This is a genomic window from Ensifer sp. Root278 (assembly GCF_001429285.1).
Classification (GTDB): Bacteria; Pseudomonadota; Alphaproteobacteria; order Rhizobiales; family Rhizobiaceae; genus Ensifer.
Window position 1 is genome coordinate 186297 of record NZ_LMJJ01000044.1, and the last position, 16867, is coordinate 203163.

Here is a 16867-nt window from a genome sequence, read left to right on the forward strand (position 1 = left end):
TGAACGACGGGGCTTCGTCTTTGTGGCTTCGCGCCGGGCGGCGCCCGCTCTATGCTCTCTCAATGAGCGAATCAAAAGCATTTATCTCGGGCTGCAAGGGCCTTTCTCTTAACGAAGACGAACGCCAGTTCTTTGCCGGCGAGCGGCCATGGGGCTTCATCCTGTTCGGGCGCAATATCGGCGAGGAGCAGCAGATTTCCGATCTGGTGGCGTCACTTCGCGACAGCATCGGCAATCCGAACGCGCCTGTGCTCATCGACCAGGAAGGCGGGCGCGTGCAGCGCATTCGGCCACCGCTCGTCCAGCAATACCCGAATGGCGCGGCGATCGGCGAAATCTATCGCCGCGACCGGGAGCTCGGTCTGCGTGCTGCCTGGCTGATGGGACGCCTCCACGCCTTCGACCTGATGCGCTTCGGCATCACGGTCGATTGTCTGCCGGTGCTCGATGTGCCGGTGCCCGGCAGCCACGACGTCATCGGTAATCGCGCTTATGGTCACGCCCCTGAGGCCGTAACGGCGATCGGCCGCGCGATGGGCGAGGGGTTGAAGGCCGGCGGCATGCTGCCTGTCATGAAGCACATGCCCGGTCACGGCCGCACCTTCGTCGACTCGCACCACAATCTGCCTGTGGTCAGGGCTACTTTCGAAGAGCTTGCCGCCAGCGACTTCCTGCCCTTCGTTGCGATGAAGGACGAGGTGATGGCGATGTCGGCGCACATGGTCTTCACGACGATCGACCCGGACAATCCGGCGACAACCTCGGCGAAGGTGGTGCGCGAGATCATTCGCGGTCACATCGGTTTCGACGGTCTTTTGATGTCGGACGACGTCTCGATGAACGCGCTGGCCGGCGACATGACCACTCGCGCGCGCAACATCATCGCCGCGGGGCTTGATCTCGTCTTGCATTGTCATGGCATAATGGAAGAAATGAAGGCCGTCGCCGACGTGGTGCCGGTTCTCGCCGGCGAGAGCCTGCGTCGGGCGAAGGCTGTCGAAGCGGCGTTCCGGGCGCCTGACGATGCGAGCGAAAGCGATCTACGGACGGAGTTTAACGGCCAGTTCGCGACGGTGTAAGGTAGGCGCGGCCGGCAGGAAAGGATTGGACTGTCAGTGAGCAATGCGGGCGAAAGACAAGGCAAGCCTGCGTCGAAGGCGCCGATGGAGCCCCTGTGGCAGGAAGAGACTTCAGAGCGCGGGCTGCATGAAGAAGCGCTGGTGGTTGATCTTGCCGGTTTCGAAGGCCCGCTCGATCTCCTGCTTCATCTTGCCCGCAGCCAGCGTGTCGATCTTTCGCGCATCTCCGTACTTGCACTCGCCGAGCAATATATCGCCTTCATCGAGCGGGCGCGCAGCATCCGCATCGAGCTTGCCGCCGACTATCTCGTCATGGCGGCATGGCTTGCCTATCTGAAATCGCGCCTGCTGATCCCACAACAGGCGAAGGACGACGGTCCAACGGGCGAGGAAATGGCCTCGGCCCTGGCTTTCCGGCTGAAACGCCTGGAGGCGATGCGTGAGGCGGCAACAAGGCTCATCAATAGAAACCGGCTCGGCCGGGATGTCTTCGTTCGCGGTGCCCCGGAACATATCGTCACCGAGAAGAAGTCCGGCTTCGATGCCTCGCTCTATGATCTCCTGAGCGCCTATGCGAGCCTGCGTCAGCGTCAGGCGATCACGCAGGTGACGATCGAGAAGCGCCATGTGTGGTCGCTTGCCGACGCGCGCCTGATACTGGCGCGCATGATCGGCGGTCTCGACGATTGGACAGCGCTCGATCATTTTCTCATCCGCTACATGACGACGCCGAAGGAGCGGGCAACGGCGATCGCCAGTTCCTTCGCAGCTTCGCTCGAGATGGTTCGCGAGGGCCGGCTGGAGATCCGCCAGGAAGAGGCCTTTGCGCCCATCTATCTTCGGCGCGGACCGAACCCGATCGATGCGGAGACGCTTGCCGAAATGGAGGCAGCCCGTGGCTGAAGCCCAAAAGTACGTGCCCGAAGCTTCCGACGAGGACGATGAGATCGGAGCGACGCCGACCTTCGATCCTCGGATGGAGCAGGAAGCCGAGCGGATCGCGGAAGCCCTGGTGTTTGCTTCGGCGCAGCCGGTGTCGGAGACCTATATCGAAAGTCGCCTGCCGCGTGGTGCCGATGTCGGTCGCATCATGATGCGGCTGAAGGCGCTCTACGCGACGCGCGGCGTCAACCTGGTTCAGGTCGCCGACCACTGGGCTTTCCGCACGGCAGCCGATCTCTCCTTCGTCGTGCAGACCGACGAACAGGAGGTCCGCAAGCTCTCGCGCGCTGCGCTCGAAGTTCTTTCCATCATTGCCTACCACCAGCCGGTGACCCGCGCGGAGATCGAGGATATCCGCGGGGTTCAGACGTCGAAGGGCACGCTCGACGTGCTGATGGAAGCGGGCTGGGTCCGCTTCAGGGGACGCCGGCGCACGCCGGGCCGGCCGGTCACCTTCGGCACCACCCGCGATTTTCTCGATCACTTCGGTCTCGAAGAACTGCGCGACCTGCCGGGTATCGAGGAGCTGAAGGGGGCGGGGCTGCTTTCCGGCCGCGTGCCGTCCAATCTCAATATTCCCGTTCCGGTAGGCGAAGACGAACTTGCCGAGAACGAAGACCCCATCACCCAGCTGGACCTTGAAGAACTGGGGCTCTTGACACCGAAGGGCGAAGAAGCTGATTAAAACCTGAATGGGGATATCGGCTTTCCCTGGCGCCCGGCCGTTTCAGCGGGCGCGACTGGTGTCAAGGAATGCAAGCATGGTTTCAGATCCGCAGGACGCTCCCGTCATGACAACGCGACGGACGGCGGGTGTATCCTTCGCGGCGAGCCTGGCCTTCGAAGATATTCATCACAGCTATCACGCCAAGGAAACGATCAAGGGCGTCAGCCTGGCGGCCAAGGCCGGCGAGGTCCTTTGCCTGCTCGGTCCGTCTGGGTCCGGCAAGACGACCTTGCTGCGTATCGCCGCAGGGATCGAGAAGCAGAGCACGGGACGCCTTCTGCTCAATGGCCAGGAGATTTCCGGCCCCACGGTTTTCCTGCCGCCCGAAAAACGCGGTGTCGGGCTGATGTTCCAGGATTTCGCGCTCTTCCCGCACATGTCCATTCGCGACAACGTCCGCTTTGGCCTGACGGCGATTCCAAAGAAGGAAGCCCTGAACCAGGCGGACGCGGCACTCGAGCGTGTGGGGCTCTCCCACTACGCTAACCAGTACCCGCACGTGCTTTCCGGCGGCGAGCAGCAGCGTGTGGCGCTTGCGCGCGCGCTTGCGCCGCGTCCTGCCGTACTTTTGATGGACGAACCGTTTTCCGGCCTCGACTCGCGTCTGAAGGATTCGATCCGCGCCGATACGCTCGCTATCCTCAGAGAGACCCGGGCGACGGCGATCGTCGTCACCCACGATGCGGAAGAAGCGATGCGCATGGCCGATCGAATTGCGCTGCTGCAAGATGGGCGACTTGTCCAGGTTGGTACGGCAGATGAGCTTTACCGCCATCCGAGAAACCTCTTTGCGGCCGGTTTCTTCTCGGAAATCAACGTGTTCAATGCGCAGGTTCGCAATGGCCGCGTCGATACGCCGGTCGGCACCGTAGCGGCCGGGCGCCACGGCGAAGGGGAGCGCGTTTCGGTCGCGGTGCGGCTTTCCGGGGTGCGCGTCGGCGAGGAGAATGGCGACACGCCTGCGCGCATCGTTTCCCGCCGGTTCATCGGTGTGGTGGAGTTGTTGGAACTGGCCGTGCCGGGCTGCGAGGACATTGTGCGCGCCCGTATCCGCGCGGACCAATTGCCGCAAGGATTGCGTGACGTAATGCTTTCGGTTAACGAGCGGGATATATTGCTGTTTGAAAAAGACGCACCAACGTCTTAGGGTCGATCGCAAGGCGCGATTGTCCGTGGCACGGCTGAAATTTGACATGTGGCAGGCTCTTAATTTTGATGAGAGCCTCAAGGGAGTAAGAGCATGGGGTCCTTAAGCATCTGGCACTGGCTAATCTTTTTGGCGGTGGTCCTGCTATTGTTCGGCCGTGGCAAGATTCCGGAATTGATGGGCGACGTTGCCAAAGGCATCAAGAACTTCAAGAAGGGCATGAGCGAGGACGACGCCGGTTCGGCTGACAAGACGATCGACAACAAGACGGTCGACCACAAGTCAGACGAAGTTCGCTAACGATCAAGCGTCCGTAGGGCCCGGCTGGCATTGATGCCAGGCGGGCTGGATCATGGATTTGCAGGACATATCAAATGCTTGATATCGGCTGGACCGAGCTTGTCGTCATTGCAATCGTTCTCATTGTCGTTGTCGGGCCGAAGGATCTGCCGCCGATGCTGCGGGCATTCGGGCGCATGACCACGAAATTGCGTGGCATGGCCTCCGAGTTCCGTCAGCAGTTCGATGAAGCGTTGCGCGAAGCGGATCTGGACGACGTCCGAAAAACGATCAGCGATGCGCAAAGTCTCAACCCGGCCAATGCGCTCAGGGATGCGATGAATCCGCTTCGCCAGATCGGCAACGATATCAAATCGGACCTGCAGAAGGCTGCGACGCCTGATAAGCCCGCCACGACGGGTACCACCGAGCCCGCGACTGCGGAGCCGGTCATGGCCGCTCCGGTAGCTGTCGCGGAAGCGAAGCCCGCAGATGCGGTCGCCGCTGCGGCCGTAGGCTCTGCCACTCGTCAGCTCGAGCGCGCCGAGGTTGCCGTCCCGGCTGAAAAGCCCAAGCGGATGCCAAAGGCGAAGGCCGATCCGGCACCGGTGGCAAAGAAATCTGCAACGCCAAAGGCGGCTGCGCCCAAAACTCCGGCAAAGGCACCCGCAAAGGCGGTGGCCGAGAAGAAGTCGTCGAAGCCCGCTCCAGCCGAGCCGGCTACCAAGACGTCCAAGCCGCGCGCCAGCACGCGCAAGAAAGGTGAAGCATGAGCGGCGATATCGAGGACCGGCCGCAGCCGCTGATCGAGCATCTGATCGAATTGCGCAGACGCCTGATGTGGGCCGTCGGTGCGTTCTTCATGGCGTTCCTCGTCTGCTTCTACTTTGCCAAGGGCCTCTTCAACCTTTTGGTGCTGCCGTTCAAATGGGCAGTGGGCTGGGCCGGCCTGAACCATCGCAATGTCGAGCTGATTTATACGGCCCCGCAGGAATTCTTCTTTACCCAGATCAAGGTGGCGATGTTCGGCGCTATGGTCATCGCCTTTCCCGTGATCGCCGCGCAGATCTACAAGTTTGTCGCCCCAGGCCTCTACAAGAACGAACGCGCTGCCTTCCTGCCATTCCTGGTCGCGTCGCCGATACTGTTCCTCATGGGGGGCGCCCTGGTCTATTTCTTCTTCACGCCCATGGTTATGTGGTTTTTTCTGGCCATGGAGCAGGGCGGCGGCGAAGGGCAGGTGGCAATCCAGCTCCTGCCAAAGGTATCGGAATACCTGAGTCTGATCATGTCGCTGGTCTTCGCTTTCGGCCTCGTCTTCCAGTTGCCGGTGGTGACGACGTTGCTTGCGCGCGTCGGGCTCGTCACTTCCCAGGGCCTCAAGGATAAGCGAAAGTACGCGATCGTCATTGCGTTCTTCGTCGCAGCCATCTTGACGCCGCCCGATCCCGTTTCCCAGATCGGCCTTGCACTGCCAGCCATCCTTCTCTACGAAATTTCGATCTATACGGCGCGACTCATCGAAAGACAGCGGGCAGCGGACGCGCTCAAGAGCGAAGTTGCCGAGTCGCAGGAAGGATCTTCCGGAGAGGTCGGCCCCGCCAAGGGCTGAGCATTCGAGATTTCGCGCCGTGAGTTGACCAACGCGTGGAACGACAATGCTTGATATTAAATGGATCCGTGAAAATGCCGAGATGCTGGACGCCGCCCTGGCGAAGCGGGGCGCGGAGCCTTTGTCGGCGTCGCTGATCGCCCTCGACGAACGCCGCCGCACGATCCTTCAGTCGCTGCAGCACATGCAGTCGCGCCGCAACGCTGCGTCCAAGGACATCGGCGCCGCTATGGCGCAGAAGAACGCCGAGCTTGCCGAAAAACTGAAGGCCGAGGTGGCCGAACTCAAGAACGCCATGCCGGCGCTTGAGGAAGACAGCCGCAAGGTGGAAACAGAGCTCAACGACGCGCTCTCCCGCATTCCGAACATCCCGCTCGAGGACGTTCCGGTCGGCGAAGATGAGACCGGCAACGTCGTCAAGCGCGTGGTCGGCAACAAGCCCACCTGGAATCACCAGCCGCGCGAGCATTTCGAGATCGGCGAGGCGCTCGGCCTCATGGATTTCGAAGGGGCTGCCCGCATTTCCGGCTCGCGCTTCACGATCCTGAAAGGCCAGCTGGCCCGGTTCGAGCGTGCGCTCGGCCAGTTCATGCTCGACCTGCACACCCAGGAACACGGCTACACCGAAGTGCAGCCGCCGCTCCTCGTGCGCGACGATGCGATGTACGGTACGGGACAGCTGCCGAAATTTGCCGAAGACCTGTTCCGCACGACGGACGGTCGCTGGCTGATCCCGACTGCAGAAGTGCCGCTCACCAACATCGTTCGCGAGCAGATCCTCGAAGGCGAAAAGCTGCCGCTGCGCTTCACCGCGCTGACGCCGTCCTTCCGCTCGGAGGCGGGTTCGGCCGGTCGCGACACCCGCGGCATGCTGCGCCAGCACCAGTTCAACAAGGTCGAATTGGTTTCGATCACCGATGCCGAAACTTCGGTGGATGAGCACGAGCGCATGACGGCGTGTGCGGAAGAGGTGCTGAAGCGCTTGGGTCTGCACTACCGTGTGATGACGCTCTGCACCGGCGACATGGGCTTCGGTGCACGCAAGACCTATGATCTGGAGGTCTGGCTGCCGGGACAGGATACCTACCGCGAGATTTCGTCCTGCTCGGTCTGCGGCGATTTCCAGGCCCGCCGGATGAATGCCCGCTACCGCACCAAGGAAGACAAGGGCACGCGCTTCGTTCATTCGTTGAACGGATCCGGTGTCGCCGTCGGGCGCGCGCTGATCGCCGTCATCGAAAACTATCTGAACGAAGACGGTTCGGTATCGGTGCCGGATGTGCTGGTGCCCTATATGGGCGGCCAGACGCGCATCGAGAAGGCCGTCTGAGCGGACGTCAAGGGAAGGACGGCAACCATGCGGATCCTGCTGACAAACGATGACGGCATTCATGCTGAAGGTCTCGCTGTGCTCGAAAGGGTCGCCAGGACGATCTCGGACGATGTCTGGGTCGTGGCACCCGAAGCGGACCAGAGCGGTTTGGCGCATTCGCTGACCCTGTCGGAGCCGCTGCGGCTCCGGCAGATCGCCGAGAAGCGCTTTGCCCTCCGGGGCACGCCGACGGATTGCGTCATCATGGCGGTTCGCAAGGTGCTGGATCGCAAGCCTGATCTCGTGCTCTCCGGCGTCAACATCGGTGCCAACATGGCCGATGACGTGACCTATTCCGGCACGGTTGCGGGCGCTATCGAGGGCACGTTGCAGGGTATTCGCGCGATCGCGCTCAGCCAGGCCTATCACCACGCCGTCGGCAAGGCTGTGCCTTGGGATGTGGTGGAGACACACGCGCCGGGCCTGATCCGCAAAATGATGGCCGTGGACCTGCCCGATGGCACGTTCCTCAACGTCAATTTCCCGAACTGCTCGGCTGACACCGTTGCCGGGATCGAGGTAACGTCGCAAGGCAAGCTCGACTTTGGCCTGTCGATCGATGAGCGGACGGACGGCCGTGGTTTTCCCTACTTCTGGCTGCGCTTCGGCGAGCGGTTCGGCGATTTTCGCGCCGGAACCGACATTCACGCTCTGCGCGAGAATCACATCTCGGTGACGCCGCTCAAGCTCGACCTGACGGACTATAGCGTCCAGGACCGTCTGATGCGGGCTTTGAACGAAGGGGCTCATTGATTGAGCGTGCGCGTTTCGGAACAGGAAGGCTTTGCCAAGATGGTGCTGCGGCTGCGCGCCGCCGGCATCATCAATCATGACCTTCTCAAGGCGGTCGAGCAGACCTCGCGCGGCCAGTTCGCGCCGCCGCAATATCAGGCCGAGGCTTACTCGCAGCGCACGATTCCGCTCGAGTGCGGCTCGTTCATGGAAGGCTATGATTTCGCGGTGCGGTTGCTGCATTGTCTGAACCTGAAGACAGGACAGCGCATCCTCGAGGTCGGTACCGGCAGCGGCTTTACCGCGGCTGTGATGGGGCGGGTGGCTGAACGCGTCCTGACGATCGACCGCTATCAGACACTCGTCGGTACGGCGCAGAAAAACCTTGAGAAATCAGGCGTTCGCAACGTCATCGTTCGCCATGCGGATGGCAGCGCCGGGGTGCCGGGCGAGGGCACGTTCGACCGCATCCTGATCACCGCTGCCTTCAATAGCCTGCCGCGCATGTTTTCCGATCATCTCGTCTCAGGCGGAACCTTGGTGGTGCCGATCATGATGAGTGAGACTCATTGCCGGGTCGTTCGGGTCAACCGAACGGGAAGCCGCTTCGATCGCGAGGATCTGTTCGATGCGCCCTACCTTCCGATCGTGCCGCAGCTCGCGTCGTTCCTGTGATACGGCCGCTGCCGAACATCTCCGCCGGCACTTTGGTGCGTTAAGGAATTCTTAACCGCGTCCAGCCTCGCGCAAGCTTCGCGCCATACCCCTCCACTGCACGATAGGTTCCGCCCGCGAGTCGTCGCTCTTGCACGACTGGGATGTTGCTGCCGGATCGTGAGATTGACGGAGACGGCAAATGCAGATCGCGAACAGGCTGACGGCCGCAGCATCGGGCGACGGGCTGAATAATCTTGCAGGGCGCAACGCCGGCCAGGCGAATTCCGCCGGCAAGGACGAACAGTCCGCACAGGCGCTCGCGGCGAGTCTCTTCGACCCCACTCCGCGCATCTCGCTTTCCGCCGATGCTCTGCTCTATCTCAGCCAGACGAAGAAGGCATCGGACGGACAGCCGGCGCTCAGCCGCGACGAGTGGAACAACCGCCTGTCTCCGCAGCTGGCGTTGCGCGAATACCAGGCCTTCGGCAAATTTCTCGATGCCGGGGATCATGAGGGCTACTACAAGAACTTCATCGACTACTACGACAGCCTTCGTCCCGAAGATCAGGACAGCCTGCGCTATTTTGGGACGCGTGAGGCCGCCGTGGCCGGTCTGCGGTCGCTTGAATATGAACGGGCGAGCGGTGCGGACGGCGACACCACGTTCCAGACGCTGGTGAGTGTCCTGCTTGAAGAAGACAAGACCGCTCAGTCCGAAACCCCGGTCCGTCCCGAGGGGCGTCCGATTTTCGCCTGGGATCTGACAAGCATCAGCTATGAAGATGAACCAACGGAGCGGCGTTCCGTTTCGGAAATCGAGCGTCTCTATTCCGAACTGAGCTAGGTTCTCGCGATTGCCGCACGCGGGGCTTCTGCGCCCGCGAAGCGTGGCGGGACGCTCGCGGCGTGCGGCCAGGCCGATCGGCATTCTCAGATGGCCGGCCGGGCCTATGGTTAGCGTTTCGTCAAATTAGTCCTTTGGTGGTGCTGACCTTAACCGGGCGGTAACTCTAATACGCTTTAATCATCCCACATCGAGTTGCGTTCGGAGTGGGTAAGCGTCATGCGTCAGTTTGTATCTCCCGGGGTTGGAAAGTCCACGATCCGCCTTTGCGTGGCGGTCCTGCTAGCAGGCGCCGCAACGGGCTGCAGTTCGGATGTCAGCCGATTTGATGGCCTGTTCTCCCGGTCGGACAACATCACCACAAATTCAATTCCGCGCGATGCGACGCCGGTTCCGCGTGGCGACGTGGCAGTCGGCCAGATGGCGGCAGCTTCTCCGGCGGATAACGGTGCTCTCGGCCAACCCTATCCGACTGCAAGCGCGCAGGGTGGCTATGATCCAGTGAATACCGCTTCCACTCCGGTGTCGGCTGCCCGTGGTGCGTCAACGCCGATCTCCGTCCAGCGCACGACCCTGACCGATCCGAGCGCGACGACGCGTCAGCGTCCAGAAGCGCAGCCGTTCCCCGCTGCTCGTCAGCAGGCGGCAATCGCGACGCAGCAGACGCTCCCGGCGGCCGTCAACGAAACCGCAAGCAAGAGCGGCTGGACGACGCAGAATGCGCCGACGATCATGGTTCGGCCCGGCGACAACGTCGCAGTTCTCTCCAAGCGCTTCGGCGTTCCCGAGAAGGAAATTCTGAAGGCCAACGGTCTGCAATCGGCTGCTCAGGTCGAAACCGGCCAGCGCCTGGTCATCCCGACCTTTGGTTCCGTCGGTAGCCCTGCGAAGGGGGCTGCGACCAACTCGATCGCTGGTCTCGATGGTAGCAAGCGCCAGCCTTCGCCCTTGCCCAACGATCAGCGCGACGTTGCAATCCTGCCGGGCTCCGCCCAGTCTCGCGACAAGAACGCTGGCAAGACGGATGTCGTTGCCGGCAAGCCGGCGACGAACGGCGAAGGCAGTGGCGGTGGCACCTACACCGTGAAGCCCGGCGACTCGCTCAATCGCATTGCCAAGACGACGGGCGTGTCTGTCGCAGCCCTCAAGCAGGCGAACGGTCTGAGCGCAGAATCGATCCGCGTCGGCCAGACGCTGCAGCTGCCGGGTGCGGCGGGTGCCGCGCCGGACCAGGTCAAAACCGCATCGGTTCCGAGCAAGAAGGCTGAGCAGCCGCAGGTTGCCTCACTCGAAAAAGGTAAACCGGCAGAATACCAGCCGCCGGCCGCCAAGCAGAGCGTTACGGACGTTGCTGCGCTCAAGGCGGATGTCGATGAGGACTCGCCGAAGTCGACTGGGATCAGCAAGTATCGCTGGCCTGTTCGCGGCGCAGTGGTTGCCGGCTACGGCGCCAACGTCGACGGCAACCGCAACGACGGCATCAACATCTCGGTGCCTGAGGGCACGCCGATCAAGGCGGCCGAGAACGGCGTCGTCATCTACTCGGGCAGCAGCCTGAAGGAACTCGGCAACGCTGTCCTGGTTCGCCATGACGATGGCACGGTCACGGTCTACGGCAACGCTTCCGAACTCAAGGTTCAGCGTGGCCAGAAGGTACAGCGCGGCCAGACGCTCGCGGCTTCCGGCATGACGGGTCGCGCCAGCCAGCCGCAGGTGCACTTCGAGGTGCGCAAGAATGCGACCGCGGTGAACCCTTCGACTTTCCTCGAATAGTCCGGTCTCCGGGTCTGACTGGATCTACTGCATGTCTCCTTAAATCGAGCTCGATTTAAAGACAAAGACATGCAGAAAATCAAAGTGCTACAGCGACCTTTGCGCGTCTGATAAGACGCGCGGCGCTGTAGGAAGCGTAAGAATCAGATACCGCCCGCCGGATTTCGGCGGGCGGTATTTTTTTGTCCATGGTCGAGCAGATTTGGCCAGCGATCCGATCGCTAGGCCCATGCGTCCAGTCGATGGCGCATGCGTCCGGCAAGATCCTGAATGAATTGCCAGGCGACGCGGCCGGACCTTGCGCCGCGGGTCGTCGCCCATTCGAGCGCTTCCGCATGCAGGGTCTCGGCCTCGACCGCAAAGCCGTAATGCTTTGCATAGCCATCGACCATGGCAAGGTAGTCTTCCTGGCTACATTTGTGGAAGCCAAGCCACAGCCCGAAGCGGTCGGACAGCGACACCTTTTCCTCGACCGCTTCGGAAGGATTGATGGCGGTCGACTGCTCGTTTTCCATCATGTGGCGCGGCAGCAGATGGCGCCGGTTCGATGTCGCGTAGAGCAGCACGTTCGACGGCCGACCTTCGACGCCACCGTCGAGTACGGCCTTCAGCGATTTGTAGGACGTGTCGTCATGATCAAACGACAGGTCGTCGCAGAAGACGATCACGGGCACCGGTGCGGTCTTGAGGATGTCCATCAGGGCGGGCAGGGTGGCGATGTCCTCCCGATGCACCTCGACGAGCTTGACCGCGACGCCGGTATCGCGAGCGACCTGCGCATGCACGGATTTCACCAGCGAAGACTTGCCCATGCCACGGGCGCCCCACAGGAGAACGTTGTTGGCAGGAAAACCTTCGGCGAAGCGCAGCGTGTTGTCGAGCAGGATGTCACGGACGTGATCCACTCCTGATATCAGCGACAACTCGATACGGTTGGGCTTGGCAACCGGTTGCAGGTGATGTGTGGCTGGAGCCCAGACGAAGCATTCGGCGCCGTCCCAGTCATTGCTTGCTGCGGCTGGACCGGCCATGCGCTCGATCGCCGCGGAAAGCTTCTGCATTTCCCTGATGAGAACGTCGATCTTTGCTTCCGGCATATGTCTATCTCCAACAACTGAATCAATCATTTGGTCGCGCTACAATGAAAACGGGGCGCCAGGAACGGCACGCGATTGCCCCGCAATTGCGACGCTACCGTTAACAGACACCCGGTAGCACGCAGGTTTGCGCTGGAAAAGGCCGCAGAGCCCCGTGCGGGGGGTTCTCCTCTTGTCCAAATTGTGTCAGAGGCACAGGAACGGGTAAGGGTGCCGCCGCTTTGCAGAGCGGCCGCGCGCCCCTATATTCCGGCCGATTTGGTGCGGAGGAACCGCCGATATTTGAACTCAAGGAGTGATCGATGTTCATTACCGAAGCTTTTGCGCAGACAGCCGGTGCCCCTTCCACCGGCGGCGCGGACATTCTCATGTCCATCCTGCCGTTCCTGCTGATCTTTGTTGTCATGTATTTCCTGATCATCCGTCCGCAGCGCGCCCAGATGAAGCGCCGCGAGGAGCTGTTGAAGAACATCCGTCGCGGTGATCAGGTGGTGACCGGCGGCGGCATCGTCGGCAAGGTTACGAAGGTCGTCGATGACAACGAACTCGAAGTCGAAATTGCCGAAGGCGTGAAGATCCGCGTCGTTCGCAGTGGCGTATCTGAAGTTCGCGTCAAAGGCGAACCTGTGAAAGAATAAGGGACGCGGACAGCCACCATCCGACGAGCAACTGGAGCGTTTGAGGCATGCGCAGATTTCCGCCGTTGAAACGTATCCTCGTTTGGTTGGTGGCACTCGCCGGCATCGCCTGTGCGTTGCCGAATGTTCTGAGCCGTGAAGAGGCAGCCGGATTACCGTCCTGGCTGCCGCATCGCCAGGTGGCGCTCGGCCTTGATCTCCAGGGAGGCTCGCACTTCATGCTGCGGGCCGCGCGCAGCGACATCGTCGCCGAGAGGCTCGAAGCGGTGGCCAGCGAAGTCGGCAAGTCCTTGCGCGATGCCGATATCGCCTATATCGGCCTATCGGGCGAAGGTCAGTCGATTTCGTTCCGGGTTCGGGACCGTGCGCAACTCCCCGCCGCTCGCGATAAGCTGAAGACACTGACGGCGCCGGTCGATGCCGGCGGATTTGGCTCCGGGTCGATTTCCGAAGTTGTGTTTGACAGCGCCGACGAGGATGAACTCGTCCGTCTGCGCCTGACCGACGAAGGCATCGACTACCGGCTGTCACTGGCCCTTGCGCAATCGATCGATGTGGTGCGTCGCCGCGTCGCTGAAGTTGGCGTTCTGGAGCCGCTGATCCAGCGCCGTGGCGAAGATCGGCTTATCGTCCAGGTGCCGGGGCTCGACGACCCGCAACGACTGAAAGATCTGCTCAGCCAAAGCGCACATCTGACTTTCAGATTGCTGGATACGTCCGTGCCGGTTGAGCGAGCCGTCGATGGCCAGGTGCCAGCGGGCGCAGAAGTCCTCTATTCCTATGACGATCCGCCGGTTCCCTATCTGGTCCAGAAGGAACCATTGCTGGCGGCGGCCAGTTTTGTCGCCGCGCAGCCGGAAGCAGATGCCGGCGCCGATACGGCGTCGGTCGCGGTCAAGCTCGAGGCGGCCGCGCAGCAGCGGGTTACCGCCGTCACGGCGCAGCAGCCGGAGGCGAAGATTGCGATCGTTCTTGATGGCCAGGTTGCCGCAACGCCCAAGCTTTCGGAAGCCGTCAAAGGCGACACGGCGCGCATTTCTGCCGAGCTTCCGGCCGACTCTGCTGCGGATCTCGCCGCTCTCATCAGGACCGGACCGCTCCCAACACCGCTGACTTTCGTCGAGGAGCGGACGGTCGGCCCTGGTGTCGGTGACGACGCGATTGCCTATGGCCTCAAGGCCGGCTTTGTCGCGGCGATCGCCGTCGCCGCCTCGATGATCTTCTTCTACGGCGTTTTCGGTGTCTTTGCCATCATCGCGCTCGCCTTGAATATTGTCTTGATCCTTGCGACGCTTTCCGTGTCGGGGGCGACGCTGACCCTGCCGGGGATTGCCGGCATCATCCTGACGATCGGCGTCGCGGTCGATTCGAACGTGTTGATCTACGAGCGCCTTCGCGAGGAGGTTCGTGGTGGCGAGCCCTTGCTCCGCACGATCAACAACGCCTTCTCTCGCGTCTTCAGCAGCATTTTCGACGCCAACCTGACGATGCTGATCGCCAGCGCCATCCTGTTCTACCTCGGTTCCGGGCCAGTGCGCGGTTTCGCCGTCACTCTCGCGATCGGCAGCGTCACGACGCTTTTCACCGCCTATACGGTGACCCGTCTGATCGTGAAGCGTTGGCTCCGGCAGTGGAAGTCGGAACGCCTGCCGAAGGGCATTCGAACCGGGCGCTTCAGCGATCTGGACATCCGTTTTATGCGGATCCGTAATCCGGTGTTCATCCTGATGGCCGCCTTGTCGGCGGCCTCGGTGCTCCTGCTTGCGGGTATCGGGCTCAATCTGGGTGTGGACTTCAAGGGCGGCTCGATCATCGAGCTGCACTCCAAGGGCGGTCCCGTCGACGTTGCCGACCTCCGCACCCGCCTCGACGAGCTGAACTTTGGCGAGGTCCAGGTCCAGCAACTGGGCTCGGGCGAGGATGTGCTGGTGCGGGTTCCGTCTCAAGAAGCGGGCGACAATGCCGAGCAGACCGCAGCCAGCGTCATCAGGACGGAGCTGGCCGACGAATACGACTTCCGCCGCGTCGAAGTGGTTGGCCCGGTTGTTTCGAGCGAGCTGACGCGCGCGGGAACGCTTGGGCTCGCAATCTCCTTCGTGGCGATCCTGCTCTATGTCTGGCTGCGTTTCGAGTGGCGCTTTGCCGTCGGTGCGATTATCGCAACCGTGCACGACGTGCTGCTGACGATTGGGTTCCTGGTGCTGACGGGCATCGAGTTCAATCTCGGCAGTATCGCCGCCGTTCTCACCATCGTCGGCTACTCGTTGAACGATACAGTTGTGATCTACGATCGCATTCGCGAGAATCTCGGCCGCTATCGCCGCATGCCGCTTTCGGTGCTGATCGATACGTCGATCAACCAGACACTCTCGCGCACGATCCTGACGGCGCTGACGACCATTCTGGCGCTCGCCGCGCTCTATCTCTTCGGCGGCGGCCTCATTCGCTCATTCAGCATCACCATGCTGTTTGGTGTCGTCGCCGGGACGATCTCCTCTATCTATATCGCCGGCCCGATCCTCATCCTCTTCGGGAAGCGGACCGACCACATTCCGGGGGACGAAAACGCGTCCGGCGCGGATACGGGTGCTGCCGGCGCGGCAAAGGGTACAGTTTGAAATGCCCAAGGGTATTGAAATTCGCGAAGCGCATTTTCCGGGCCGCGCACCGATCGATGCCTATGGCAACGGCGGCTTTCGCTTTGCGGACATGTCGCATCGCGGCTCGATCCTGATGCTGCCCTCGGGCGTCTATGCGTGGGACGTGGCCGAAGGCGATCCCCTGGCCGTCGAGAAATTCCTCAGGGTCATCGATGAGGCGAAAGACATCGAAGTACTGCTGGTTGGCACCGGTAAGGACATCCGCCCGCTGCCCGCAGACCTGAAGGCCGCGCTGCGTGCCGTCAATGTATCGTCGGATCCGATGAGCACCGGGGCTGCGGTTCGCACCTACAATGTGATGCTGGCCGAATCGCGTGCTGTCGCCGTCGCGCTGATCGCTGTCTGATCGGGCATTCGGGGAAGACGACGTGCAAGATATTTCCGCTCAGATCCTGGCCGACCTCAGGGATACGGACCGCGACCGCTATCTCGCCTGCCTGCTTGCCCCCGCCGACAAGCAGCGCTCGCTCGCGGCACTCTATGCGTTCAACGCGGAAATCGCGCGAATTCGCGATCTCGTGCATGAGCCGATTCCAGGCGAAATCCGCATGCAGTGGTGGCGCGATCTCATCGGCAACGATGCAGCCTCCGGTGAGGGGCATCCGCTCGCCGAAGCGCTTCTGCAGTGCATTCGCGAGCACAGGCTGCCGGTCTCGGTCCTGCAGAACATGATCGATGCCCGGATCTTCGATCTCTATGACGACCCCTTGGAAGACCGCTCGGCGCTCGAAGGTTATGCCGGCGAGACCGCTTCGGCCTTGATCCAGCTCTCGTCGCTGGTGCTCGACCCGCAGAATGCGGCCAAATCGGCGGAAGCCGCTGGTCACGCCGGTGTGGCGCAGACTGTCGCCGGCCTCCTGATGCTGTTGCCGCTGCATCTGAGACGCGGCCAGGTCTATTTGCCGGCAGAACTGCTGCGCGCGACCGGCCTTGATCGGGAAACGCTTATTGCCGGCAAAGACAGCGACGGTATCGGCCGGGCGATTAGGGCATTTTCTGGGTTCGGGCGGGATCATCTGGCCAAGGCACGGGCTCAGATGGCGGCGATCTCGCCGTCGAATTTTCCGGCGTTCGTGCCGCTCGCGCTGGCCGAGCCGATCTTCGATCGCGCCGAGGCGGCTGGCGCTGGACTTTTAAAGACACCCATCCGGCCGGCGCAATGGCGGCGGCAATGGTGGATGTGGCGCGCCGCTCGGCGGCGTCGCTTCTAGGGCGGCAAAGCAGACGCGCTACTTGTTAAGAACCCGATGCGTTCCGCGTCGGCGCGCCCGACGGGACGCCAAATTGGCACAAGCCTCGTAGTCTATA

At 62.0% G+C, this 16867-nt stretch carries 17 protein-coding genes; 16 read left to right on the top strand and 1 reads right to left on the bottom strand.

Annotated features, from left to right (window positions below):
- Positions 1 to 62 precede the first annotated feature (62 nt).
- From nagZ to ASE60_RS32595, 12 genes are all read left to right on the top strand, one after another.
- The gene (nagZ, locus tag ASE60_RS32540; protein ID WP_057255810.1) at positions 63 to 1079 is read left to right on the top strand and encodes a beta-N-acetylhexosaminidase; all 1017 of its coding nucleotides are present in this window, start codon (positions 63 to 65) and stop codon (positions 1077 to 1079) included.
- Between the two features lie 84 nt (positions 1080 to 1163).
- Complete coding sequence (locus ASE60_RS32545; protein ID WP_057256073.1) at positions 1164 to 1982, top strand: ScpA family protein; 819 nt, start codon at positions 1164 to 1166, stop codon at positions 1980 to 1982.
- Positions 1975 to 2706 (top strand): SMC-Scp complex subunit ScpB, encoded by a 732-nt coding sequence (gene scpB, locus ASE60_RS32550; protein ID WP_057255812.1) that lies wholly within the window; start codon positions 1975 to 1977, stop codon positions 2704 to 2706. The genes ASE60_RS32545 and scpB overlap by 8 nt, the downstream gene beginning before the upstream one ends.
- A gap of 76 nt (positions 2707 to 2782) precedes the next feature.
- The gene (locus tag ASE60_RS32555; RefSeq protein WP_057255814.1) at positions 2783 to 3895 is read left to right on the top strand and encodes an ABC transporter ATP-binding protein; all 1113 of its coding nucleotides are present in this window, start codon (positions 2783 to 2785) and stop codon (positions 3893 to 3895) included.
- A gap of 93 nt (positions 3896 to 3988) precedes the next feature.
- Positions 3989 to 4195 (top strand): twin-arginine translocase TatA/TatE family subunit, encoded by a 207-nt coding sequence (locus tag ASE60_RS32560; protein WP_057255816.1) that lies wholly within the window; start codon positions 3989 to 3991, stop codon positions 4193 to 4195.
- Positions 4196 to 4269: 74 nt separating this feature from the next.
- Positions 4270 to 4947 carry a Sec-independent protein translocase protein TatB gene (gene tatB / locus ASE60_RS32565; RefSeq protein WP_057255818.1) on the top strand — a complete coding sequence of 226 codons (678 nt, stop codon included), beginning with the start codon at positions 4270 to 4272 and terminating at the stop codon, positions 4945 to 4947.
- Positions 4944 to 5786, top strand: coding sequence for a twin-arginine translocase subunit TatC (gene tatC / locus ASE60_RS32570; protein ID WP_057255820.1), 843 nt, complete (start codon positions 4944 to 4946; stop codon positions 5784 to 5786). The genes tatB and tatC overlap by 4 nt, the downstream gene beginning before the upstream one ends.
- Before the next feature lie 46 nt (positions 5787 to 5832).
- A complete protein-coding gene (gene serS / locus ASE60_RS32575) occupies positions 5833 to 7116 on the top strand; it encodes a serine--tRNA ligase (RefSeq protein WP_057255822.1) in 1284 nt (427 codons plus the stop codon).
- Positions 7117 to 7143: 27 nt separating this feature from the next.
- Positions 7144 to 7911, top strand: coding sequence for a 5'/3'-nucleotidase SurE (gene surE, locus ASE60_RS32580; RefSeq protein ID WP_057255825.1), 768 nt, complete (start codon positions 7144 to 7146; stop codon positions 7909 to 7911).
- A complete protein-coding gene (locus ASE60_RS32585; RefSeq protein WP_057255827.1) occupies positions 7912 to 8565 on the top strand; it encodes a protein-L-isoaspartate(D-aspartate) O-methyltransferase in 654 nt (217 codons plus the stop codon).
- A 181-nt stretch (positions 8566 to 8746) separates the two neighbouring features.
- Positions 8747 to 9391 (top strand): hypothetical protein, encoded by a 645-nt coding sequence (locus tag ASE60_RS32590; protein WP_057255829.1) that lies wholly within the window; start codon positions 8747 to 8749, stop codon positions 9389 to 9391.
- 219 nt (positions 9392 to 9610) lie between these two features.
- Positions 9611 to 11164, top strand: a complete 1554-nt coding sequence (locus ASE60_RS32595; protein ID WP_057255831.1) for a peptidoglycan DD-metalloendopeptidase family protein — start codon at positions 9611 to 9613, stop codon at positions 11162 to 11164.
- 221 nt (positions 11165 to 11385) lie between these two features.
- Here ASE60_RS32595 and ASE60_RS32600 read toward each other — a convergent pair whose 3' ends face one another.
- Entirely contained in the window at positions 11386 to 12261 is an 876-nt protein-coding gene (locus ASE60_RS32600) for an ATP-binding protein (RefSeq protein WP_057255833.1), read from the bottom strand.
- A gap of 302 nt (positions 12262 to 12563) precedes the next feature.
- Here ASE60_RS32600 and yajC point away from each other — a divergent pair, with 302 nt between their 5' ends.
- The 4 genes from yajC to ASE60_RS32620 are packed head-to-tail and all read left to right on the top strand — an operon-like array spanning position 12564 to position 16770.
- On the top strand, positions 12564 to 12899 hold the full coding sequence (yajC, locus tag ASE60_RS32605) for a preprotein translocase subunit YajC (RefSeq protein WP_057255835.1): 336 nt from the start codon (positions 12564 to 12566) through the stop codon (positions 12897 to 12899).
- A gap of 47 nt (positions 12900 to 12946) precedes the next feature.
- Positions 12947 to 15517, top strand: a complete 2571-nt coding sequence (gene secDF, locus ASE60_RS32610) for a protein translocase subunit SecDF (protein WP_057255836.1) — start codon at positions 12947 to 12949, stop codon at positions 15515 to 15517.
- 1 nt (position 15518) lies between these two features.
- On the top strand, positions 15519 to 15905 hold the full coding sequence (locus ASE60_RS32615; protein ID WP_057255838.1) for an Mth938-like domain-containing protein: 387 nt from the start codon (positions 15519 to 15521) through the stop codon (positions 15903 to 15905).
- A 22-nt stretch (positions 15906 to 15927) separates the two neighbouring features.
- A complete protein-coding gene (locus ASE60_RS32620) occupies positions 15928 to 16770 on the top strand; it encodes a phytoene/squalene synthase family protein (protein WP_057255840.1) in 843 nt (280 codons plus the stop codon).
- Positions 16771 to 16867: the final 97 nt, after the last annotated feature.